At 71.7% G+C, this 19076-nt stretch carries 18 protein-coding genes and 1 pseudogene; 11 read left to right on the top strand and 8 right to left on the bottom strand.

Features of this window, described 5'->3' with window-relative positions:
• Nucleotides 1-31 precede the first annotated feature (31 nt).
• A complete protein-coding gene (locus tag ACZ38L_RS05660; protein WP_465689534.1) occupies nucleotides 32-637 on the top strand; it encodes a CGNR zinc finger domain-containing protein in 606 nt (201 codons plus the stop codon).
• Here ACZ38L_RS05660 and sodX read toward each other — a convergent pair.
• On the bottom strand, nucleotides 621-992 hold the full coding sequence (sodX, locus tag ACZ38L_RS05655; RefSeq protein WP_465689697.1) for a nickel-type superoxide dismutase maturation protease: 372 nt from the start codon (nucleotides 990-992) through the stop codon (nucleotides 621-623). The genes ACZ38L_RS05660 and sodX overlap by 17 nt on opposite strands.
• Nucleotides 993-1288: 296 nt before the next feature.
• On the opposite strand from sodX, the gene sodN reads away from it, so the two are divergent.
• The 4 genes from sodN to ACZ38L_RS05635 all read left to right on the top strand — a co-directional run bounded on the left by sodN (nucleotide 1289) and on the right by ACZ38L_RS05635 (nucleotide 4272).
• The gene (gene sodN, locus ACZ38L_RS05650) at nucleotides 1289-1684 is read left to right on the top strand and encodes a superoxide dismutase, Ni (protein WP_396557660.1); all 396 of its coding nucleotides are present in this window, start codon (nucleotides 1289-1291) and stop codon (nucleotides 1682-1684) included.
• 75 nt (nucleotides 1685-1759) lie between these two features.
• Nucleotides 1760-2236: a GNAT family N-acetyltransferase gene (locus ACZ38L_RS05645; protein ID WP_465689532.1), complete on the top strand. Its 477-nt coding sequence runs from the start codon at nucleotides 1760-1762 to the stop codon at nucleotides 2234-2236.
• A 283-nt stretch (nucleotides 2237-2519) separates the two neighbouring features.
• Nucleotides 2520-2942 (top strand): anti-sigma regulatory factor, encoded by a 423-nt coding sequence (locus ACZ38L_RS05640; RefSeq protein WP_396557664.1) that lies wholly within the window; start codon nucleotides 2520-2522, stop codon nucleotides 2940-2942.
• Nucleotides 2943-3354: 412 nt separating this feature from the next.
• Nucleotides 3355-4272 carry an RNA polymerase sigma factor SigF gene (locus tag ACZ38L_RS05635; RefSeq protein WP_396558339.1) on the top strand — a complete coding sequence of 306 codons (918 nt, stop codon included), beginning with the start codon at nucleotides 3355-3357 and terminating at the stop codon, nucleotides 4270-4272.
• A gap of 33 nt (nucleotides 4273-4305) precedes the next feature.
• Here the strand turns inward: ACZ38L_RS05635 and ACZ38L_RS05630 are convergent, their stop codons facing one another.
• Nucleotides 4306-4713, bottom strand: a complete 408-nt coding sequence (locus ACZ38L_RS05630) for a hypothetical protein (protein ID WP_465689530.1) — start codon at nucleotides 4711-4713, stop codon at nucleotides 4306-4308.
• Nucleotides 4714-4764: 51 nt separating this feature from the next.
• Here ACZ38L_RS05630 and ACZ38L_RS05625 point away from each other — a divergent pair, with 51 nt between their 5' ends.
• Nucleotides 4765-5736, top strand: a complete 972-nt coding sequence (locus tag ACZ38L_RS05625) for a diacylglycerol/lipid kinase family protein (protein WP_465689528.1) — start codon at nucleotides 4765-4767, stop codon at nucleotides 5734-5736.
• Nucleotides 5737-6105: 369 nt separating this feature from the next.
• Nucleotides 6106-6357, top strand: coding sequence for a WhiB family transcriptional regulator (locus tag ACZ38L_RS05620; RefSeq protein WP_014138019.1), 252 nt, complete (start codon nucleotides 6106-6108; stop codon nucleotides 6355-6357).
• Nucleotides 6358-6786: 429 nt separating this feature from the next.
• Here ACZ38L_RS05620 and ACZ38L_RS05615 read toward each other — a convergent pair whose 3' ends face one another.
• The 6 genes and pseudogenes from ACZ38L_RS05615 to ACZ38L_RS05590 all read right to left on the bottom strand — a co-directional run bounded on the left by ACZ38L_RS05615 (nucleotide 6787) and on the right by ACZ38L_RS05590 (nucleotide 14550).
• Nucleotides 6787-8295, bottom strand: a complete 1509-nt coding sequence (locus tag ACZ38L_RS05615; RefSeq protein ID WP_465689694.1) for a sensor histidine kinase — start codon at nucleotides 8293-8295, stop codon at nucleotides 6787-6789.
• A 340-nt stretch (nucleotides 8296-8635) separates the two neighbouring features.
• Nucleotides 8636-9690: pseudogene (locus tag ACZ38L_RS05610) on the bottom strand (SIS domain-containing protein).
• Nucleotides 9691-9793: 103 nt separating this feature from the next.
• The gene (locus ACZ38L_RS05605) at nucleotides 9794-11344 is read right to left on the bottom strand and encodes a glycoside hydrolase family 3 protein (RefSeq protein WP_465689526.1); all 1551 of its coding nucleotides are present in this window, start codon (nucleotides 11342-11344) and stop codon (nucleotides 9794-9796) included.
• Nucleotides 11345-11348: 4 nt separating this feature from the next.
• A complete protein-coding gene (locus tag ACZ38L_RS05600) occupies nucleotides 11349-12188 on the bottom strand; it encodes a carbohydrate ABC transporter permease (protein ID WP_465689524.1) in 840 nt (279 codons plus the stop codon).
• Nucleotides 12185-13192, bottom strand: coding sequence for a carbohydrate ABC transporter permease (locus ACZ38L_RS05595; protein ID WP_465689522.1), 1008 nt, complete (start codon nucleotides 13190-13192; stop codon nucleotides 12185-12187). The genes ACZ38L_RS05600 and ACZ38L_RS05595 overlap by 4 nt, the downstream gene beginning before the upstream one ends.
• Nucleotides 13193-13293: 101 nt before the next feature.
• A complete protein-coding gene (locus tag ACZ38L_RS05590; protein ID WP_465689520.1) occupies nucleotides 13294-14550 on the bottom strand; it encodes an extracellular solute-binding protein in 1257 nt (418 codons plus the stop codon).
• 418 nt (nucleotides 14551-14968) lie between these two features.
• Between ACZ38L_RS05590 and ACZ38L_RS05585 the strand changes: the two genes are divergently transcribed.
• The 4 genes from ACZ38L_RS05585 (at nucleotide 14969) to ACZ38L_RS05570 (ending at nucleotide 18927) form a co-directional block, all read left to right on the top strand.
• Complete coding sequence (locus ACZ38L_RS05585) at nucleotides 14969-15775, top strand: GntR family transcriptional regulator (RefSeq protein ID WP_465689518.1); 807 nt, start codon at nucleotides 14969-14971, stop codon at nucleotides 15773-15775.
• A 225-nt stretch (nucleotides 15776-16000) separates the two neighbouring features.
• On the top strand, nucleotides 16001-16309 hold the full coding sequence (locus ACZ38L_RS05580) for a DUF3311 domain-containing protein (RefSeq protein ID WP_465689516.1): 309 nt from the start codon (nucleotides 16001-16003) through the stop codon (nucleotides 16307-16309).
• Nucleotides 16306-17937 carry a monocarboxylate uptake permease MctP gene (gene mctP, locus ACZ38L_RS05575; protein WP_465689514.1) on the top strand — a complete coding sequence of 544 codons (1632 nt, stop codon included), beginning with the start codon at nucleotides 16306-16308 and terminating at the stop codon, nucleotides 17935-17937. Before ACZ38L_RS05580 ends, mctP begins: the two co-directional genes overlap by 4 nt.
• A gap of 243 nt (nucleotides 17938-18180) precedes the next feature.
• Complete coding sequence (locus ACZ38L_RS05570) at nucleotides 18181-18927, top strand: histidine phosphatase family protein (protein ID WP_465689512.1); 747 nt, start codon at nucleotides 18181-18183, stop codon at nucleotides 18925-18927.
• The last annotated feature ends 149 nt before the right edge of the window (nucleotides 18928-19076 follow it).

The raw sequence follows: 19076 nt of genomic DNA, 5'->3' as shown, positions 1-19076 counted from the left end.
GCTCGCCCGTTACCGCCCCCGGAGGACCGCCGTGGAGCTCGCCTCGTACGCCGACTACGCCGTCCGGCTGGTGAACAGCGAGGAGCCGGACCGCGGCACCGACACGCTGGTCTCCGCCGAGTCGGTGCGCGCCCTGTTCGGCAGCCCCACCTCGCGCGGCGCCCGCCTGGCCGACGAGACCGACCTGCCCCGGCTGCGCGCGGTGCGGACCCGGCTGCGGGCGGTCTTCGAGGCCGCCGCGCAGGGCGAGCAGGTCCGCGCGGTGGACCTGCTCAACAGCCTGCTGGTGGAGTACCCGGTCAGCCCGCTGGTCTCCGGCCACGACTACCTCGACGAGAGCGGCCGACCCCGCTGGCACCTGCACCTGGCCGACAACGCGCCGACCGCCACCGCCAACTTCACCGCGGTGGCCTGCATGGGCCTGGCCATCCACCTCACCGAGCTGGGCGCCGACCGACTCGGCATCTGCCAGGCCACTCCCTGCCGCAACGCCTACCTGGACACCTCCACCAACCGCTCCCGGCGCTACTGCTCGGACCGCTGTGCCACCCGGGCGAACGTGGCCGCCTACCGGGCCCGCAAGCGCCAGGAGGCGGCCGCGGCGGCGGCCGGCAGCCCGGCTACAGCTCCGCGCTGAGCCCCCGGAACACCCCCAGCCGGGCGGCCAGCCCCGGCACCTTGGCCAGCGGCCAGTGGCAGAGCAGCCGCTCCAGCCAGCCGGCCGGCGCCAGCCAGACCGGGCTCGGCCGCAGCCGCAGCAGCACCCGGCCGAGCACCAGTTCCGCCGGCACCGCGCCGTACTCCCGGCTGTCGTTGCCCAGGAACGGGTTGTCCGACAGCAGCCACCAGCCACCCGCCCGCCGCTCGACGGCCCGCTTGACCACCAGCAGGTCCTGCCGCAGCGGATGCCGGACCAGCACCACCGCACCGGGCCGCAGCCGGGCACCGTAGCGGACCACCACCTGGTCGCCGTGGAGCAGCGTGGGGACCATCGAGGGTCCGGCCACGTCGATCAGCCCGAACGGCAGCAGCCCGCCACCGGTGCGTTCCTCCGGCTCCGCACCCACGCTCGCACCGTCGTCCGTGCCCCGTCGCCGCCACACCGCCATGGCGCCCACCTCCTGGTCGCACCGCCCGTCCGGGTCAAGCATCGCGCATGGTGAACGCACGTCCGATATCACCCGGTTCCGACTCCGCCTTTTGCCCTAGGTACCGGTCCCGGCCACGAATCTGAGGCATCGGCGGGGTAGTCTCGGGCGCGGGAAGACGATCACCAGGAAGGACTCCCATGTTCTCTCGTCTGTTTGCTCCGCGAGCCACCGCGCACGCCCACTGCGACCTGCCCTGCGGTGTCTACGACCCCGCCCAGGCCCGCATCGAGGCCGAGTCCGTGAAGGGCACTCAGGAGAAGTACCAGGCCAACGAGGACGCCCACTTCCGCGCCCGCGCCATCATCATCAAGGAGCAGCGCGCCGAGGCCGTCAAGCACCACCTGTCGGTCCTGTGGAGCGACTACTTCAAGGCCCCGCACTTCGAGAAGTACCCGCAGCTGCACCAGCTCTTCAACGAGGCCCTGAAGGCCGCCTCGGCCGCCAAGGCCTCCACCGACCCGGCCACCGGCCAGGCCCTGCTCGACTACATCGCCCAGATCGACAAGATCTTCTGGGAGACCAAGCAGGCCTGAGCCGGCCACGCCCGACGCCCTTCACTCGTTCGAGTGAGGGGCGTCCGTCGTCGGCGGCCGCAGTACGCTCGAGGGATGATCCGGCAAGCCGTCGTCGACGACGTCCCCACCATCATCCGGCTGATCCGCGAGCTGGCGGAGTACGAGAAGGCGCTCTCCGAGGCGCGGGCCACCGAGGAGCAGCTGCACACCGCGCTCTTCGGCGAGCACCCCGCGGTGCACGGCCTGATCGCCGAGGACGACAGCACCGGCGAGACCGTCGGCTTCGCCCTGTGGTTCCGCAACTTCTCCACCTGGAACGGCACCCACGGCATCTACCTGGAGGACCTCTACGTCCGCCCGGAGGCCCGCGGCGGTGGCCACGGCAAGGCGCTGCTGACCGAGCTGGCCAGGATCGCCGTGGAGCGCGGCTACCAACGCTTCGAGTGGTCGGTGCTGGACTGGAACGAGCCCTCGATCGGCTTCTACGAGTCGCTCGGCGCCCGACCGATGGACGAGTGGACCACCTACCGGCTGACCGGGGACGCCCTGCGGCGGCTCGGCACCCGCTGAGCTGCCGTGGCGCAACGGGGTGAGAATGTGGCCGGGGGCCTGCCGATGCTGCGCCGCGCGGCCTACCATGAGTCACCCCCGGTCCGTCCAGGGCCGCGACAGCCGTCCACCGATCGCGGTAACGTCTCGGCCGACGGCTTGCGTCCGGACCCTCCCGACCGGGTAGGAACCGGTACGTACCGCACCACCCCTCAAGACAGTTGGGGCGAAGCAGTTGAGCCAAGCAACAGAACGTGCCGCGGCCCCGGGGTCACAAGCACAGTGCGTCACCCAGGAGGTGAGGGTGTCCCAGATCGACGGCGATCCCGAGGAGCAGTCCGCCAGGGACTTCGTGGAGGTCCGACTGCCCGCGCAGGGGGCCTACCTCTCGGTCCTGCGGACGGCCACGGCCGGGCTCGCGGCCCGGCTGGACTTCACCCTCGACGAGATCGAGGACCTGCGGATCGCGGTGGACGAGGCCTGCGCCATCCTGCTCCAGCAGGCGGTGCCCGGATCCGTGCTGTCCTGCGAGTTCCGGCTGGTCGGCGACGCCCTCCGGGTGACCGTCTCGGCCCCCACCACGGACGGCCGGGCGCCCGAGCGGGACACCTTCGCCTGGACGGTGCTCTCCGCACTGGCCGGCGAGGTGGACTCCTCGGTCGGCGAGGACCGCACGGTCAGCATCAGCCTGCACAAGAAGCGTGGCGGGACGATCGGCCAACCATGAGACCGCGCGCCGGGCCGTCCCCCGCGGCCGGCCCGGCGCGAGCCCGCACCGGCGACCGGCCCCTGCCACGCCACGACGGCGTCCGGGGCCCGGTCGCTCCCGTTCAGGGGGCAGGTCGCGGTACAACCAATGTGATGGCCCTGGCCGCGACGGCGGTCCGGGTGCTCCCGGAACGGAACGGGGGATCGCCGTGAGTGATCTGGATCGCACTGCAGCCGCCGGGCCCTGGCCCGCCGACGGCCTGCCCATGGGCGAGCTGCCCGCTAGTGACCTGCCCACCGGCGACCTGCCCGCGGGCGCCCGCGCCGCGCACGGATCGGCGGCCGGAAGCCGTACCGTTCCGGCTCAGCCGGGTGGACCCGCCCCGCGGCCCGCCTCCCATGACGACGCGCACCCGAAGGACGCCCACCGGATGAGTCAGCCGACCGACCCGACGCCGGAGCCGACGGCAGCCCCGCTGCCGGACCAGGGCCCGGCCGGCCTGCCGGAGGCCGACCAGGCCCCCGGCACGGACCAGGGCGACGCCCTCCGGGCCGCGGTACCCGCCCAGAGCAGCGCGCACCACCGCACCGGCGCCCCGGACCGGGAGGCCGCCCGGGCGCTGTTCATCCAGCTCTCCGCGCTGCCGGAGGGCTCACCCGAGCGGGTCGAGCTGCGCAACCAGCTGGTCCGGATGCACATCCCGCTGGTCGAACACCTGGCCCGGCGGTTCCGCAACCGCGGAGAGCCGCTGGACGACCTGACCCAGGTCGCCACCATCGGCCTGATCAAGTCGGTGGACCGGTTCGACCACGAGCGCGGCGTCGAGTTCTCCACCTACGCCACGCCGACCATCGTCGGCGAGATCAAGCGGCACTTCCGGGACAAGGGCTGGGCGGTCCGGGTGCCGCGCCGGCTGCAGGAGCTGCGGCTCTCGCTGACCACCGCGACCAGCGAGCTCTCCCAGCGGCACGGCCGCTCCCCCACGGTGCACGAGCTGGCCGAGCACCTCGGGATCTCCGAGGAGGACGTGCTGGAGGGCCTGGAGTCCGCCAACGCCTACAGCACGCTCTCGCTGGACGTGCCGGACAGCGACGACGAGTCGCCGGCGGTGGCGGACACCCTGGGCGCCACCGACGAGGCGCTGGAGGGCGTCGAGTACCGCGAGTCGCTCAAGCCGCTGCTGGCCCAACTCCCGCAGCGCGAGCAGAAGATCCTGGTGCTGCGGTTCTTCCGGAACATGACCCAGTCGCAGATCGCGGCCGAGGTCGGCATCTCCCAGATGCACGTCTCCCGGCTGCTCGCCCGGACCCTCGCCCAGCTGCGCGACAAGCTGCTGGTCGAGGAGTAGTCGCGGCCGGCCGGACCGCGGCCGGCCGCGCGGTCAGCCCTCCGGCCGGTAGAGCGCCTCGGTGACCGTCGGGGTCAGCAGCGTGAACAGCCCGGCGACCCCGGCCACGCCGACCAGCGCGCCCAGGCCGGCCATCACGCCACCGGTCTGCCACATGAAGTAGGCCACCGGCAGGCAGAGCGTCTGGGTCATCACGGCCGGGCTGCGGCCCCAGCGGCGCAGCTTCAGCAGCGCGCGCGCCGCGAGCAGCGGCAGCAGGCCCATCAGCAGGATCACGAAGCCGCCGAACTCGTTGAGCCCCTGGTTCCGGGTGCTCTCGACCAGCCCGGCGGCCAGCATGTAGAGGCCCCAACCGGCCAGTGCGGCGCCCTCGGCGCTGGTCAGCGCGGCGGCGACGAGCAGTTGGACGGGCCGGGCGGTGGGGGAGGTTTCTGCGCTCACCCCAGCAGGGTAGCCGCCACCGTCCGGGCGCCGGGCCGTAGGCTGAACCTCATGCGCGCGCTCCTGGTCGTGAACCCGAAGGCCACCACCACCAGTGGCCGTACCCGGGACGTGCTGACCCACGCGCTGCGCAGCGACCTCAAGCTGGAGGTCGCGGTCACCGAGTACCGCGGTCACGCCCGGGACCTGGCCCGCGAGGCGGCCACCGACGGCACGGTGGACCTGGTGGTGGCGCTCGGCGGTGACGGCACCGTCAACGAGGTCGTCAACGGGCTGCTCGCCAACGGCCCCGCCGAACGGGTGCCGCGCCTGGCCATCGTGCCCGGTGGCAGCACCAACGTCTTCGCCCGCGCGCTCGGCCTGCCGAACCACCCGGTGGAGGCCACCGGGGTGCTGCTGGACGCCATCGAGACCCGTCGCGAGCGGGCGATCTCGCTCGGCAAGGCGATGACGGAGGGGCTGCCGGACCGCTGGTTCACCTTCACCGCGGGTCTCGGCTTCGACGCCGGCGTGGTCGGCCGGGTGGAGGAACAGCGTCGGGCCGGGCGACGGTCGACGCACGCGCTGTACGTCCGCGAAGCGCTCCGGCACTACGTCACCGAGCGTGAACACCGCAAGTCCGGGCCGGTGACGCTGGAGTTGCCGGGCCGGGCGCCGGAGTCCGGGCTGGTGATGACCATAGTCTCCAACACCTCGCCGTGGACCTTTCTCGGAAACCGGCCGGTGCTGCCCTCTCCCGCGGCTTCCTTCGAAACGGATCTGGACGTCTTCGGTATCACTCGAATGACGGCGTTCGGAACCGCTCGTACGGTCCGTCAGATCCTGCGGTCGCACACTCCTTCGGAGCAATCCGGCACTCCTGCGGGGCCGGTCGGGAAGCACGTCGTCTCCTATCACGACGTCAGACACTTCACCTTGGTTTCACAGGAACCCGTGCCATTTCAGGTCGACGGGGACCATCTTGGAGACCGCAGTCGCGTCAGTTTCACAGGCGTTCGACGGGCACTGCGTGTGATTGTGTGACCAAAAGGGGGTTCCCCCCTTGTTCTCGAACGTGCTAGCCCCCTTCACTCCATAGAAGTACGGGCTGTGAGCTAGGCGACACCGAAGAATCAAAAATTCCTCCTCGAAGGGGGTTGTATCCGGGCTCGAGGTTTGCGAACCTCTACATGGCGATCGGGACGCCTCGCAGCGGGACACCGCGAAGCATCCCCACTGAGCATCCCGCTGGGACCCCTCAGGAATCGCCCGAACCCCCCTCAGCACAGACCGCCAGGCCGTAGAGGCCTTTGGTCCCTTTTGCCGTTGTGGGATTCGTGAAAGCGTTCACATTCACAAGCCATCGATAGTGCCGACCGGGCAACCCCCGCCGGCAGGAGGAGTTGGACGACCATGGACTGGCGCCACCGCGCTGTCTGCCGCGAAGAGGACCCGGAGCTGTTCTTCCCGATCGGGAACACCGGTCCTGCGCTGCTGCAGATCGAGGAAGCCAAGGCCGTGTGCCGCCGCTGTCCCGTCATGGAGCAGTGTCTGCAGTGGGCCCTGGAGACCGGCCAGGACGCCGGCGTCTGGGGTGGCATGAGCGAGGACGAGCGTCGTGCGATGAAGCGTCGCGCCGCCCGCAACCGCGCCCGCACCGCCTGAGCGAGTCCCGCGCACCGCACGATCGCAGTTCTCCGCAGCACCCGGTCGACCCGTCGGATCCGACGCGACACCGACCGCTCGCAGTACCGATCAACACATGATCAAGGGCTTCGGCCGCACGTCCGTCGAAGCCTTCCGCAGGATCAGGCCGCGCTCCGGTGCGGTCCGTGGCACAGCTCGGTCCGGACACTTGCTACTGTTCACGCAGAGCAATACTGTGGACCTGGGACGCTCACCGTACGCAACACGACGGGGCGAGCGAACCACCGGTGGCCGCTGTCGACCGACAGTGCCGCACCACCCAAAGAGCCCCCGTTCCGACCGACTCCCCCCGACGGCCGGAACGGGTTGAGAGGCCCTGCCGACCCACCCCCCCCGGTCGGCGGGGCCTCGTTTTTGTGCCCCAACCGGCCTGTGTCGCAAGGGTGTTCAGGGGACCGGGATCTCCAGCACCACCTTGGTGCCACCGCCGGGTGCCGCGACCATGTCGAAGGTGCCGCCCAACTCGCCGGTGGCCAGCGTCCGGACGATCTGCAGCCCGAGGTTGCCGGCCTGCTGCGGGTCGAAGCCCTCGGGCATCCCCCGACCGTTGTCCTGGACGGTGATCAGCAGGTACTCGGCCGGGCGGGCACCGCCGTTCCAACTCTCCGACCAGCCGGCGCCGCCGGCCGGCGCGCGGCCGCGCAGCGCGCTGACCTCCAGTGCGCCGGCGGCCTTGGGACCGAAGGCGTGCTCCAGGGCGTTCTGCAGCAGCTCGGTGAGGATCATCGCCAGCGGGGTGGCCACCTCGGCCGGCAGGATGCCGAAGCTGCCGCTGCGCCGGGTGGCCACCTGGCCGTCCTGGGACAGCTCCATCACCATCGCCAGCACCCGGTCGGCGATCTCGTCGAAGGCGACCTGCTCGTCCAGGGTCTGCGAGAGGGTCTCGTGCACGATCGCGATCGAGCCGACCCGGCGGACCGCCTCGTCCAGCGCGAGCCGGCCCGCGTCGGAGTCCATCCGGCGGGACTGCAGGCGCAGCAGCGCGGCCACCGTCTGCAGGTTGTTCTTCACCCGGTGGTGGATCTCCCGGATGGTGGCGTCCTTGGTCATCAGCTCCCGGTCGCGACGCCGGAGTTCGGTGACGTCGCGGACCAGCACCAGTGAACCGGTGTGCACCCCCTTGGGTTTGAGCGGGATGGCACGCAGCGACACCACGCCGCCCTGGGCCTCCGCCTCGGTCTGCCGGGGCGCCCACCCGCTCGCCAGCTTCACCAGCGCCTCGTGCACCGGACCGCGCGACGGCGGCACCAACTCGGCCGTGGTGCGGCCGAGATGGCCACCCAACAGATCCGTGGTGAGGCCCAGACGGTGGTAGGCGGAGAGCGCGTTGGGGCTGGCGTAGGTGACGATGCCGTCGGCGTCCAGCCGGATCAGGCCGTCCCCCACCCGCGGCGCGGCGTCCATGTCCACCTGCTCGCCCGGGTAGGGAAACGTTCCGGCAGCGATCATCTGGGCCAGGTCGGAGGCGCTCTGCAGGTAGGTGAGCTCGAGCCGGCTGGGGGTGCGCACGGTGAGCAGGTTGGTGTTGCGGGCGATCACGCCGAGTACCCGGCCCTCGCGGCGGACCGGGATGGACTCCACCCGGACCGGCACCTCCTCGCGCCACTCCGGGTCGCCCTCCCGGACGATCCGCCCCTCGTCGAAGGCGGCGTCCAGCAGCGGCCGGCGACCGCGCGGGACCAGGTGGCCGACCATGTCGTCCTGGTAGGAGGTGGGCCCGGTGTTGGGGCGCATCTGGGCGACCGAGACGTAACGGATGCCGTCCCAGGTGGGGATCCACAGCACCAGGTCGGCGAAGGAGAGGTCGGAGAGCAGCTGCCACTCCGAGACCAGCAGGTGGAGCCACTCCACGTCGGCACCGGTGAGGGTGGTGTGGCGGCGGACGAGTTCGTTCAGCGAGGGCACAGGGCGAGCGTAACCGGGCGGGCGGGAGCGCGGCGGGCGGCCGGGGCGCCCGCAAGTTGTCCAGACCAGTTTCGGAGGCTCCTGGACAACCCGGATTGGTCTAGTCCACAATGGAAAAGCACCAAGGAGTGGTACCCGCGCAGCTGCCCTGACCCCGCGCGGTCCCTCCTCGGTCGGACGCCGTCGCGCCGGGACACCGCACAGTCCCGGTGCACGCAGGGTCTGTGGGGCCCGGCGTCCGACGACAGCTCCGGGCTGCGGTGCCGCGCAGGTTGAGGGTCCTGCGTCGGCGCCGTGGCCCGTAGTGCTCTCCCGGCTCGGTGGGCCGTGGTCAGTGGGTCTCGGTGACCTTGGCCAGCGCGCGCGGGGCGTCCGGGTCCTGGCCGCGGGCGATGGTGACCTCGTAGGCCAGCCGCTGCGGCGGCAGGATCTCCAGAATCGGCTGCACCTCCTCGGGCACCCCGGGCGGCAGTGCGAACCCCGCCGAGGCGGCGTCCACCTGGTCCTGCTGGCCGACCACCACCAGGTCCGCGCCCCGACCGCGCAGCCGGTCCAGGACCGGTTGCAGCGCCTCGCCGCCCTTGCCGTCCGGCACGATCGCGATCACCGGGGAGACGTTGTCCACCATGGCCAGCGGCCCGTGCAGCAGGTCGGCACCGGAGAACGGGATGGCCGCGACGTAGCTGGTCTCCATCAGCTTCAGCGCCGCCTCGCGGGCGGTCGGGTAGCCGTAGCCGCGCGAGGTGATCACCAGCCGCTGGGCGAACCGGTAGCGCTCGGCCAGCGCCCGCACCTCCAGCTGCCGGTCCAGCACCCGCGCGGCCAGCTCCGGCAGCCCCCGGGCCTGCGCGGTCCCGCCCCCGCGCAGGCCCTCGACCAGCAGGTAGAGCGCGAGCAGTCGGCGGTGTAGGTCTTGGTGGCGGGCAGTGCCATCTCCGGGCCCGCCAGCACGTCGACGTGGTACTCGGAGACCTCGGCCAACGGCGAGCCGGCGTTGTTGGTCACCGCCAGGGTGATCGCGCCGGCCTCCCGGGCGGCCTTGGTGGAGGCCACCAGGTCGGGTGAGCCACCGGACTGGCTGACCGTGATCACCAGCACGTCCCGCAGGTCCGGTTTGGCGCCGTACGCGGTGGTGGTGGACATCGAGGTGAGCCCGGCCGGCCTGCCGAGCAGGACCTCGACCAGGTACTTGGCATAGAGCGCCGCGTTGTCGGAGGTGCCGCGCGCGGTCAGCAGCACGAACCGCGGGCCTCGAGCGGCGATCGCGGCGGCGACGTCGCGGATCCGTGGCGCCCCCTCGTCGAGGATGCGGTGCAGCACGGTCGGCTGCTCGGCCATCTCCGCCGCCATGATCCGGCCGGGGACGTGGAGCTGCTGGTCGGACATCTGGCGGACCTCCGGTGAGCTGGCTGGTTCCGGGCGGGCGGCGGGATCCCACCGCCGATGCTACGGTCGCCCCCGGGCCGGGGCGCCCCGGCCCGGACGACGCTCAACTCCGCGCGGTCGGCTGCCCGGTGAGCACCTCGACGGCGGCCAGCCCGCAGACCCGGGCGGCGCCGTGGGTGGCGACGTGCAGGGCGCCGGCCGAGGCCGCCTGCGGCACGCCCATCTCGACCACCAGGCCGTCCGGCCGGGCCGCCAGCAGCAGCCGCAGCGCCGCCGCCATCCACGGGTGCCGGTGGGTGTCGCGCACCACCAGGACCAGGCTGCGGCCCTCGGCACCGGCCAGCACCCGCGCCACCAGCGCGTCCAGCCGCTCCGGCACGGCGTCCCGCGGGCCGATGCTCTCCGCTCGGGTGCCCGGGAAACGGGCGGCCAGCATGCCCGCCACCCCCCAGGGCGTCTCGTCGCCCACCGCGATGTTCGCCACCGGGGAGAACGAGGCCACGTACGGGCGGTCGGTGACCGGCGTGAACGGCTCGGACCCCGCGGTCACCCGCAGCGCCCGGCGGGCGGCCCGCAGGCCGATCGACAGGTCCGGCTCGGGGCCGGCGCCCTGGGCCGAGATCCGGGCCCAGCTGCCCAGCGCGCGGACCCGTCCGGCGGCGTCGGCGAGCCGCTGCTCGGGGATCCGGCCGGCGCGGACCGCCTCCACGATCGCGTCGCGCAGCCGCAGCACGGTCTCCTCGTCGGCCAGGCCTCCGCCGACGCAGATCGCGTCCGCGCCGGCGGCCAGCGCCAGCACCGTCCCCTCCGCGATGCCGTAGGTGTCCGCGATGGCGCCCATCTCGATGCCGTCGGTGACCACCAGCCCGTCGTAGCCGAGGCCGCCGTCGGCCGACCGGGCCCGCAGCAGCCCGGTCAGCACGGCCCGGCTGAGCGTGGCCGGGTGCACCGGGTCCAGCGCGGGGATCATGATGTGCGCGCTCATCACGGCCTTCGCCCCGGCCGCGATGGCGGCCCGGAACGGGACCAGGTCGCGCGAGCGCAGCAGGTCCTCGTCGACGTCCACCACCGGCAGGCCGTGGTGCGAGTCCACCGCGGTGTCGCCGTGGCCGGGGAAGTGCTTGGCGCAGGCGGCCACGCCGACCGACTGCAGGCCCTCCACCCAGGCGGCGGTGTGCCGGGCGCACAGCTCCGGGTCGGCGCCGAACGAGCGGACCCCGATCACCGGGTTGGCCGGGTTGGAGTTGACGTCGGCCGAGGGCGCCCAGTTGTAGTTGACGCCGCACTCGGCCAGCGCCCGGCCGAGCTCGCGGGCGACGTCGCGGGTGAGCGCCGGGTCGTCGATGGCGCCGAGCGCCAGGTTGCCCGGCCAGGAGGAGCCGGAACCGGCCTCCAGCCGGGTGACGTCGCCGCCCTCCTCGTCGATCGCCACCAGGACGTCCGGGTTCTCCCGGCGCAGCGCGGCGGTGAGCGCGGCCAGCTGGGCCGGGTCGGTGACGTTGCGGCCGAAGAGCGCGACCGAGCCGAGGCCGGCCGCCAGGTGGCGGCGGACCCACTCGGGCGGCGCGGTGCCCTCGAAGCCGGGCTGGAGGACGGTCAGGGCGTCGCGGTGCAGCTGGTCGCTGTCCGGCACGCTGGGGACGAGAATGCTCACCGAGTCAGCCCTTCACCGCGCCGGCGGTCATCCCGCCGACCGCCTTGCGCTGCAGGAACAGGAAGATGACCAGCACCGGGAGGGCGAACATGGTGGAGGCGGCCATGGTGGCGCCCCAGTCGTCGCCGAAGGTGCTCTGGAACGAGGTCAGCCAGAGCGGCAGGGTCTGCGCGGTGCCCGGGCCGGTGGCCTTGTTGAGGATCAGCACCAGCGGCAGCTCGTTCCACGCGGTGATGAAGCCGAACAGCGAGGTGGCCATCAGGCCCGGCGCGAGCAGTGGGAAGACCACCTTCACGAAGGCCTGGGCGCGGGTGCAGCCGTCCACCATCGCCGACTCCTCCAGCTCCTTGGGCACCGCGGCGATGAAGCCGCGCAGCGTCCAGATCGTGAAGGGCAGCACCATCATCATGTAGAAGAGCGTGAGCGGCACCAGGCTGTTCAGCATGGAGTCGTCCCGGACGATCATGTAGACGGAGATCGTCATGACCTCCCAGGGCGCCATCTGGGCCAGCATGATCACCAGCACGAAGGCCTTGCGGCCGCGGAACCGCATCCGGGCGATCGCGAAAGAGGCCAGGGTGGCGATCAGCAGCGAGGCGAGCACCGCCCCCAGCGTCGCCGTGAAGCTGTTGCCGACCATCTCCCAGAACTGCGGCGCGCCGGTGGCCCGGGAGAAGTGCGCCAGGGTGCCGCCGAGCGGCAGGAAGACCGGGGTCTTGGTGAGGATGTCGGTGTTCTGCTTGAACGCCGTGGTCACCATCCAGTAGACCGGGAAGGCGAAGAAGACGAACAGGACGACGGCGATGACGTTGGGCCAGCCGCGTCCAAAGAGCGAGCGCCTCACAGCTCGTCCTCCTGCTTCAGAATGATCCGGAAGTAGTACGCCATCAGCACGGCCAGCATCAGGATGGTCAGCACGGCGATCGCCGAGCCCACGCCGTAGTGCTGGTTGCCGCTGCCCTCGATGTAGGCGTAGACGGGCAGGGTCTCGGTGAGCCGCTGGGGGCCGCCGTTGTTGATGGCGAGGACCTGGGTGAAGCACTTGAACACCCAGATGACCTCGAGGAAGGTCGTGCTCAGGAAGAACGGTCGCAGGCTGGGGAAGACCACCGAGGTGAAGATCTTGACCGGGCCGGCGCCGTCCATCCGGGCGGCCTCGTAGAGCTCGGCGGGGATCGTGGTCAGGCCCGCGTACATGGTGAAGGCGACGAACGGGATCGAGCCCCAGACGATCAGCAGCACGATCACGAAGAAGGTGGACAGCTGGCCGCTGTACCAGTTGTAGGTCGCCATGCTGTGCCAACCCAGCTCGTTCAGCAGCCAGTTGACCACGCCGTACTGGGAGTCGAAGAGCCAGGTGAAGACCGTGGTGCTGGCCACGATCGGCATCGCCCAGGCCAGCACCAGGCCGGCCTGCAGGAAGAGCCGCATCTTCCTGCCGAGCCGGTTGAGCAAGAGGCCGACCAGGGTGCCGCCGGCCATGATCAGCACCACGTTGACCAGGGTGAAGGCGATCGAGCGGCCGGTGGTGTGCCAGAAGTCCGCGCTGGTCAGCAGCTGCTTGTAGTTGTCCAAGCCGTTCCACTCGGTCAGATGCAGGATCAGCTGGCGGCGGTTCAGGTTCTGGAAGGAGAGCAGCACCGTCTTCAGCAGCGGCCAGCCCAGCAGGGCCAGGGTGGCCAGGGTGGCCGGGAGCAGCAGCAGGTACGGCGCGCTCCTGGCCCGCAGGCTCGGGCCGGCGGCCGCTCTGCCGCCGCCGGGGCCGCTCGGCTCGGGGTCGGCGGGCCGGGTGGCGGCCTGCCCGGGTTCCGGGGACCGTGTCTGCACCCGCTCCGAATGCACAGCCATCTTCTCTCTTCCTCACACCCTGGCCCGACGAGTGGCCACGACAGGACGACGGCGCCGGCCACCGGCCCTGGCCGAGGGCCGGTGGACGGCGCCGCGCGGTACTACTGCTTCTGGTTCAGCAGTGCGGTGATCTGGCCGTCGTACTGCTTGGCGGTGGAGTCGTAGTCCGCACCCTGGAGGACGGCGGTCATGAACTCCTTGATCGGGGCCGGCGGGTTCTCCACGTTCGCCCAGTTCGGCAGGTTCGGGGTGGTGGCGCCGACCACCGAGGCCTTCAACGCGGCCTGCGCGAACGGGGTGTTGGCCAGCGAGTCCAGCGAGGGCTTGTTCGGGATCAGGCCGGCGGAGGCCATCATGCCCTCGTACTTGTCCGAGAGGGCGATCTTGAGCAGGCCCTTGGCCAGGTCGGGGTTCTTGCTGTCCTGCGCGACGGCCAGGTTCGAGCCGCCGAGGAAGACGCCGGAGGGCTTGTCCGCGGTCGGACCCGGGATCGGGAAGTAGCCCACGTTGTCGGCCGGCATGTCCTTGGGCGCCGGGGCCTCCCAGCCGAGGCCGATCATCGAGCCGATGGTGCCCTGCGGGAAGAGCGTGCTCTGCTGCGGGGTGGCCTCGTCCTTGTCCTTCGGCGCGGTCGAGTAGCTCTGCAGCTTCTGGTAGGTCTGGAAGGCCTGCTTGGCCTCCGGGGACTCCAGGTTGCCGACCCACTTGCCGCCGTCCTGCCTGGCGATCTGGCCGCCGTCACCGGCGATCAGGCCGAAGTAGGTGTACCACTCCTGGCCGGGCAGGTAGATCGGGTTGGCGACGCCGGACTGCTTGAGCTTGTCCAGGTCGGAGTAGAACTCGTCCAGGGTGGCCGGCGGGGCGGTGATGCCGGCCTTGGTCCACAGCGCCTTGTTGTAGATGACCACGCGGTTGGTGAAGTACCACGGCGCGGCGTACTGCTTGCCGTCCAGCACCGAGGAGGCGTTCAGGTTGGCCGGCCAGTCGTTGCCGCCCAGGTCCGCCTTGTCGGGGGTGAGGTCGAGCAGGCCGCCGGTGGCGGCGTAGCCGGCCGTCTGGGTGTTGCCGACCTCCAGGACGTCGACCGAGCCCTCGGAGAGCGCGGTGGTCACCTTCTGGCCGATGCCGTCCCACTGCTGGATCTGGATGTTCAGCTTGGCGCCCGGGTACTGCGACTCGAAGTCAGCCTTGACCCCGTCCTGCCAGGCCTGCGGGGCCGAGCCGGACATGAGCCACATGGTCACCGTCTTGCCGTTGTAGTTGCCGGCGGCGTCCTTGCCTCCACCGGACGAACCGCACGCCGCCACGCCGACGACCATTGCCGCGACGCCGACCGCCGCGATGAGCTGACGCTTCACGCCATCCTCCTGAGGGATGCCCGGGTGCCCCCATCGGCGGCCGGCGACATACCGCCGCGGATCGGCGGAGAGCGGAGTCGCGAACCCGTGAGATGGGCTGGGGTTTCATGGCTGGTCTGCAGTGGTGTAGACCAGATGCCTGGAGCTTGGCCTAGACCAATGGAGGTGTCAACGGGCCGGCGCGCGATCCGGACGAGCCGTTATCAAGCCGACACCGCTCATCGTTCATCGTGTGATCGGGTTCGCGACATCGGGTGATCGGCCGCTCGTCACCGGATGAGAAGGTCCTTGCCACCGGATGAGAAGCCGTCCGTCATCCCGCGACCTGGTGCCCCAGCCACGGGCATACGTGCAACGATGTGTGCCGTTGACACGGCAGTGGGGCCGGTGAGGACCCACGAGGAGCGGAGAGCGGCCCATGAGCAGCGACGGGGGCACCACGGCCCCGCTTCGGGCGAACCACCCCCAGGCGGGCGAGCCGCCCGTGCAGTCCGGCGTGACCGGCGAGCCGGCCGGCGCGCGGGTGCCGAAGTACTACGGACTGAAGCGACACCTGCTCCAGCTCACCGAGACCCAGCCGGCCGGCACCCCGGTCCCGCCGGAGCGCGCGCTGGCGGCGCAGTTCGACACCTCGCGCACCACCGTCCGGCAGGCGCTGCAGGAGCTGGTGGTCGAGGGCCGGCTGGAGCGGATCCAGGGCAAGGGCACCTTCGTCGCCAAGCCCAAGGTCGCTCAGGCCCTCCAGCTCACCTCCTACACCGAGGACATGCGCGCGCAGGGCCTGGAGCCCACCTCGCGGCTGATCGAGATCGGCTACGTGACGGCCGACGACCGGCTCGCGCCGCTGCTGGACATCAAGCCCGGCGGGCGGGTGCTGCGGATCGAGCGGCTCCGGCTGGCCAACGGCGACCCGATGGCGATCGAGGTGGCGCACCTGTCGGCCAAGCGGTTCCCGGCGCTGCGCCGCAACCTGGTCAAGCACGACTCGCTCTACACCGCGCTGCGCGAGGTGTACGACGTGGTGGTCGCGGAGGCCGAGGAGACCATCGAGACCACGCTGGCCAACCCGCGCGAGGCCGGACTGCTCGGGTCGGACGTGGGGCTGCCGATGCTGCAGCTGTCCCGGCACTCCTTCGACGCCGAGGGGGCGCCGGTGGAGTGGGTGCGGTCGATCTACCGCGGGGACCGCTACAAGTTCATCACCCGGCTGCAACGGCCCAGCTGAGCGCCCTGTCGTGGGGGCGCGGCCGGGTCGCGCGGGGCGTGCGGCCGGCCGGTCGGCGGTTCATGAACTGAGACGGTGTGAGAAGTGTGGTGACAACCGACCGTTCGGTGCCCTACATTCCGTGCAGTCCAAGCCGATCACCACAGTCGCTGCTCGGCGGGCGTACGGGGTGACCCCTTTGCGCTGCGGCACTGCTGGGGATCCCTCGCCTCGCCGGAGTCGCCCATGTCCATCGATCCGATCGCCCCGCAGGCACCACCGGACGCGCTGCCGGCGCTGACCCCGGCCCGGGTGGTCGCCGGGGTCAGCCTGGCCGTCCCGGTCGTCGCGCTGCTCTGGGTGTCCTCGTACGCCCGGCTCACGCCGAGACTGCTCGGGGTGCCGTTCTTCTACTGGTACCAGATCCTCTGGATCCCGGTGTCCGCCGTCTTCACCACCACCGCCTACCTGATGGTCAACCGGGACGAGAAGCGGCGCCGGGCGACGAAGGCGGCCCGGGCGGCCCGGCCGGCCCAGGACGGTGAGTCGCGATGAGGCACGGCGTCAACACGGTCGCCCTGGTGGTCTTCGTCCTGTTCTTCTTACTGGTCACCGTGCTGGGCTTCCTCGCCTCGCGCTGGCGCCGGGCGGAGAACGCGCTGCACCTGGACGAGTGGGGCCTGGGCGGCCGCAGCTTCGGGACCTGGATCACCTGGTTCCTGCTCGGCGGCGACATGTACACCGCGTACACCTTCGTGGCCATCCCCGCGGCGGTCTACGCGACCGGCGCGGCGGGCTTCTTCGCGGTGCCGTACACGATCATCGCCTACCCGCTGGTCTTCGTCTTCCTGCCCCGGCTCTGGTCGGTGGCCCGGGTGCGCGGGTACGTCACCCCGGCCGACTTCGTGCGCGGGCGGTACGGCTCACGGGCGCTCTCGCTGGCGGTCGCGCTGACCGGGATCCTCGCCACCATGCCCTACATCGCACTGCAACTGGTCGGCATCCAGGCGGTGCTGGACACCCTGGGGATCGGCGGCGGGGCGCACGCCAACTGGTTCGTCAAGGACCTGCCGCTCTTCCTGGCCTTCGCGGTGCTGGCCGCCTACACCTACTCGTCCGGGCTGCGGGCCCCGGCGCTGATCGCCTTCGTCAAGGACATCCTGGTCTATGTGGTGATCATCGTCGCGGTGATCTACCTGCCGATGCGGCTCGGCGGTTACGGGCACATCTTCGACAGCGCGGCGCAGAAGTTCGGCACGATCAACCCGGCCACCCATCAGCCGGTGGGCGCCATGGTGAGCGGACCGAAGGCGCAGTTCGCGTACGCGACGCTGGCGCTCGGCTCGGCGCTCGCGCTCTTCATGTACCCGCACACCGTGACCGGGGTGCTGGCCGCCAGGTCACGCACCACCGTGCGCCGGAACATGGCGATCCTGCCGGCCTACTCGCTGATGCTCGGACTGCTCGCGCTGCTCGGCTTCCTGGCCATCGCGGCCGGCGTCGGCAAGGGCGTGAAGGGCTACAACTCGCAGCTGGCGGTGCCCGAGCTGTTCGCGAAGCTCTTCCCGGACTGGTTCACCGGGGTGGCCTTCGCGGCGATCGGGATCGGCGCGCTGGTGCCGGCCGCGATCATGTCGATCGCCGCCGCCAACCTGTTCACCCGCAACGTGTACAAGGAGTTCATCCGGCCGCAGGCGACCCCGGCCGAGGAGACCAAGGTCGCCAAGGCCGCCTCGCTGCTGGTGAAGGTGGGCGCGCTGGCCTTCGTGCTCGGGATGGACCAGCAGGTCGCCGTCAACCTGCAGCTGCTCGGCGGGTTGTGGATCCTGCAGACCTTCGTGGCGATCGTCGCCGGGCTGTTCACCCGCTGGTTCCACCGCTGGGCGCTGCTCGCGGGCTGGGCGGTCGGCATGGTCTACGGGACCTGGCAGGCGTACCGCATCTCCTCCCCCGCCACCAGGCACTTCGGCGGCAACTCGGCGACCGTCCCGGTGATCGGCCGGATCGGCTACATCGGGCTGACCGCGTTCGTGCTCAACCTGCTGGTCGCGGTGGTGCTCACGCTGGTGCTGCGGGCGGCCAGGACGCCCGAGGGCGTGGACGAGACCGCGCCGGCCGACTACAGCGCGGAGGCGGGCGACCCAGAGCTTGCCGATGCGCCCCAGCCGGTGGCAGCGCACTAAGCGGCACGGCGCGCGCCCTGTGGTCGCGCCGTCACCTCCATCAACACTGGGGAGTGGCGGCGCGATCATAGATCCAAGGGGCCCGGTCACCGCACAGGTGCCAGGACGCCTCACCAGGGCACCCCGCCGGCCCCGCGCGGCGCCCGGCCCCGGTCTCCCGGCCATCCGGCCGCCCTGCCTCCCGGCGGGGGCATCCGTCCGGACCGGCCGCCAGACCATCTGAGCACAGGGGGAGAGACGGCCATGCCAGAGCTGAGCACCATCCTCAACGGGCACCGACAGCACAGCAGCCCGGTCGCGCTGCCGTCCGTGCTGATCGCCACCCGGCACGGCGAGAGCACCGCGAACGTGGAGTTCCAGCTGGCCGAGGCGACCGGCGCGCTGACCGTGCCGATCACCTGCCGGGACGCCGACATACCGCTCTCGATGACCGGCCGGGCGCAGGCCCGGGCGTTCGGGCACTGGTGGGCCGCGCTGCCGTCCGTCGACCGGCCGCGGACGGTCTGGTGCTCGCCGTACGTCCGGACCGCCGAGACCGCCCGGATCGCCGTCGCGCAGGCCGCCGGGCTGGGCGCGCTGCCGGCCGGGCCACCGATCCGGTACGACGAGCGGCTGCGCGACCGGGAGTTGGGGATCCTGGAGATGCTCACGCCGGTGGCGATCGAGAAGCGGCACCCGGAGGAGGCTGCCCGGCGGCGGAAGATGGGCGAGCTGTACTACCGGCCGCCGGGCGGCGAGAGCTGGGCGGATGTCGCGTTGCGGGTGCGCAGCTGCCTGCGCGACCTGTGCGCGGAGGAGGCCGGGCGGCCGGTGCTGCTGGTGGCACACGACAACGTGGTGCTGATGCTGCGCTACGTGCTGGAGCGGCTCACCGAGGAGCGGCTGGTCGAGCTGGCTCCGGTGCGCAACTGCTCGGCCAGCGTGTGGCGTTCGGACGGCGAGCGGCTGTGGCCGGAGCTGTGGAACGACACCGGGCACCTGGCGGGGTGAGCTGACGGAGGCGACGCGGGGGGGGGGGGGGGGGGGGGGGGGGGGGGGGGGGGGGGGGGGGGGGGGGGGGGGGGGGGGGGGGGGCGGGGGGGGGGGGGGGGGGGGGTGGGGGGGGGTGGGGGGGGGGGAGGTGGGGGGATGCGGATAAC

The organism is Kitasatospora sp. NPDC024654 (assembly GCF_055559155.1).
This window is presented reverse-complemented; position numbering and strand designations above follow the sequence as displayed.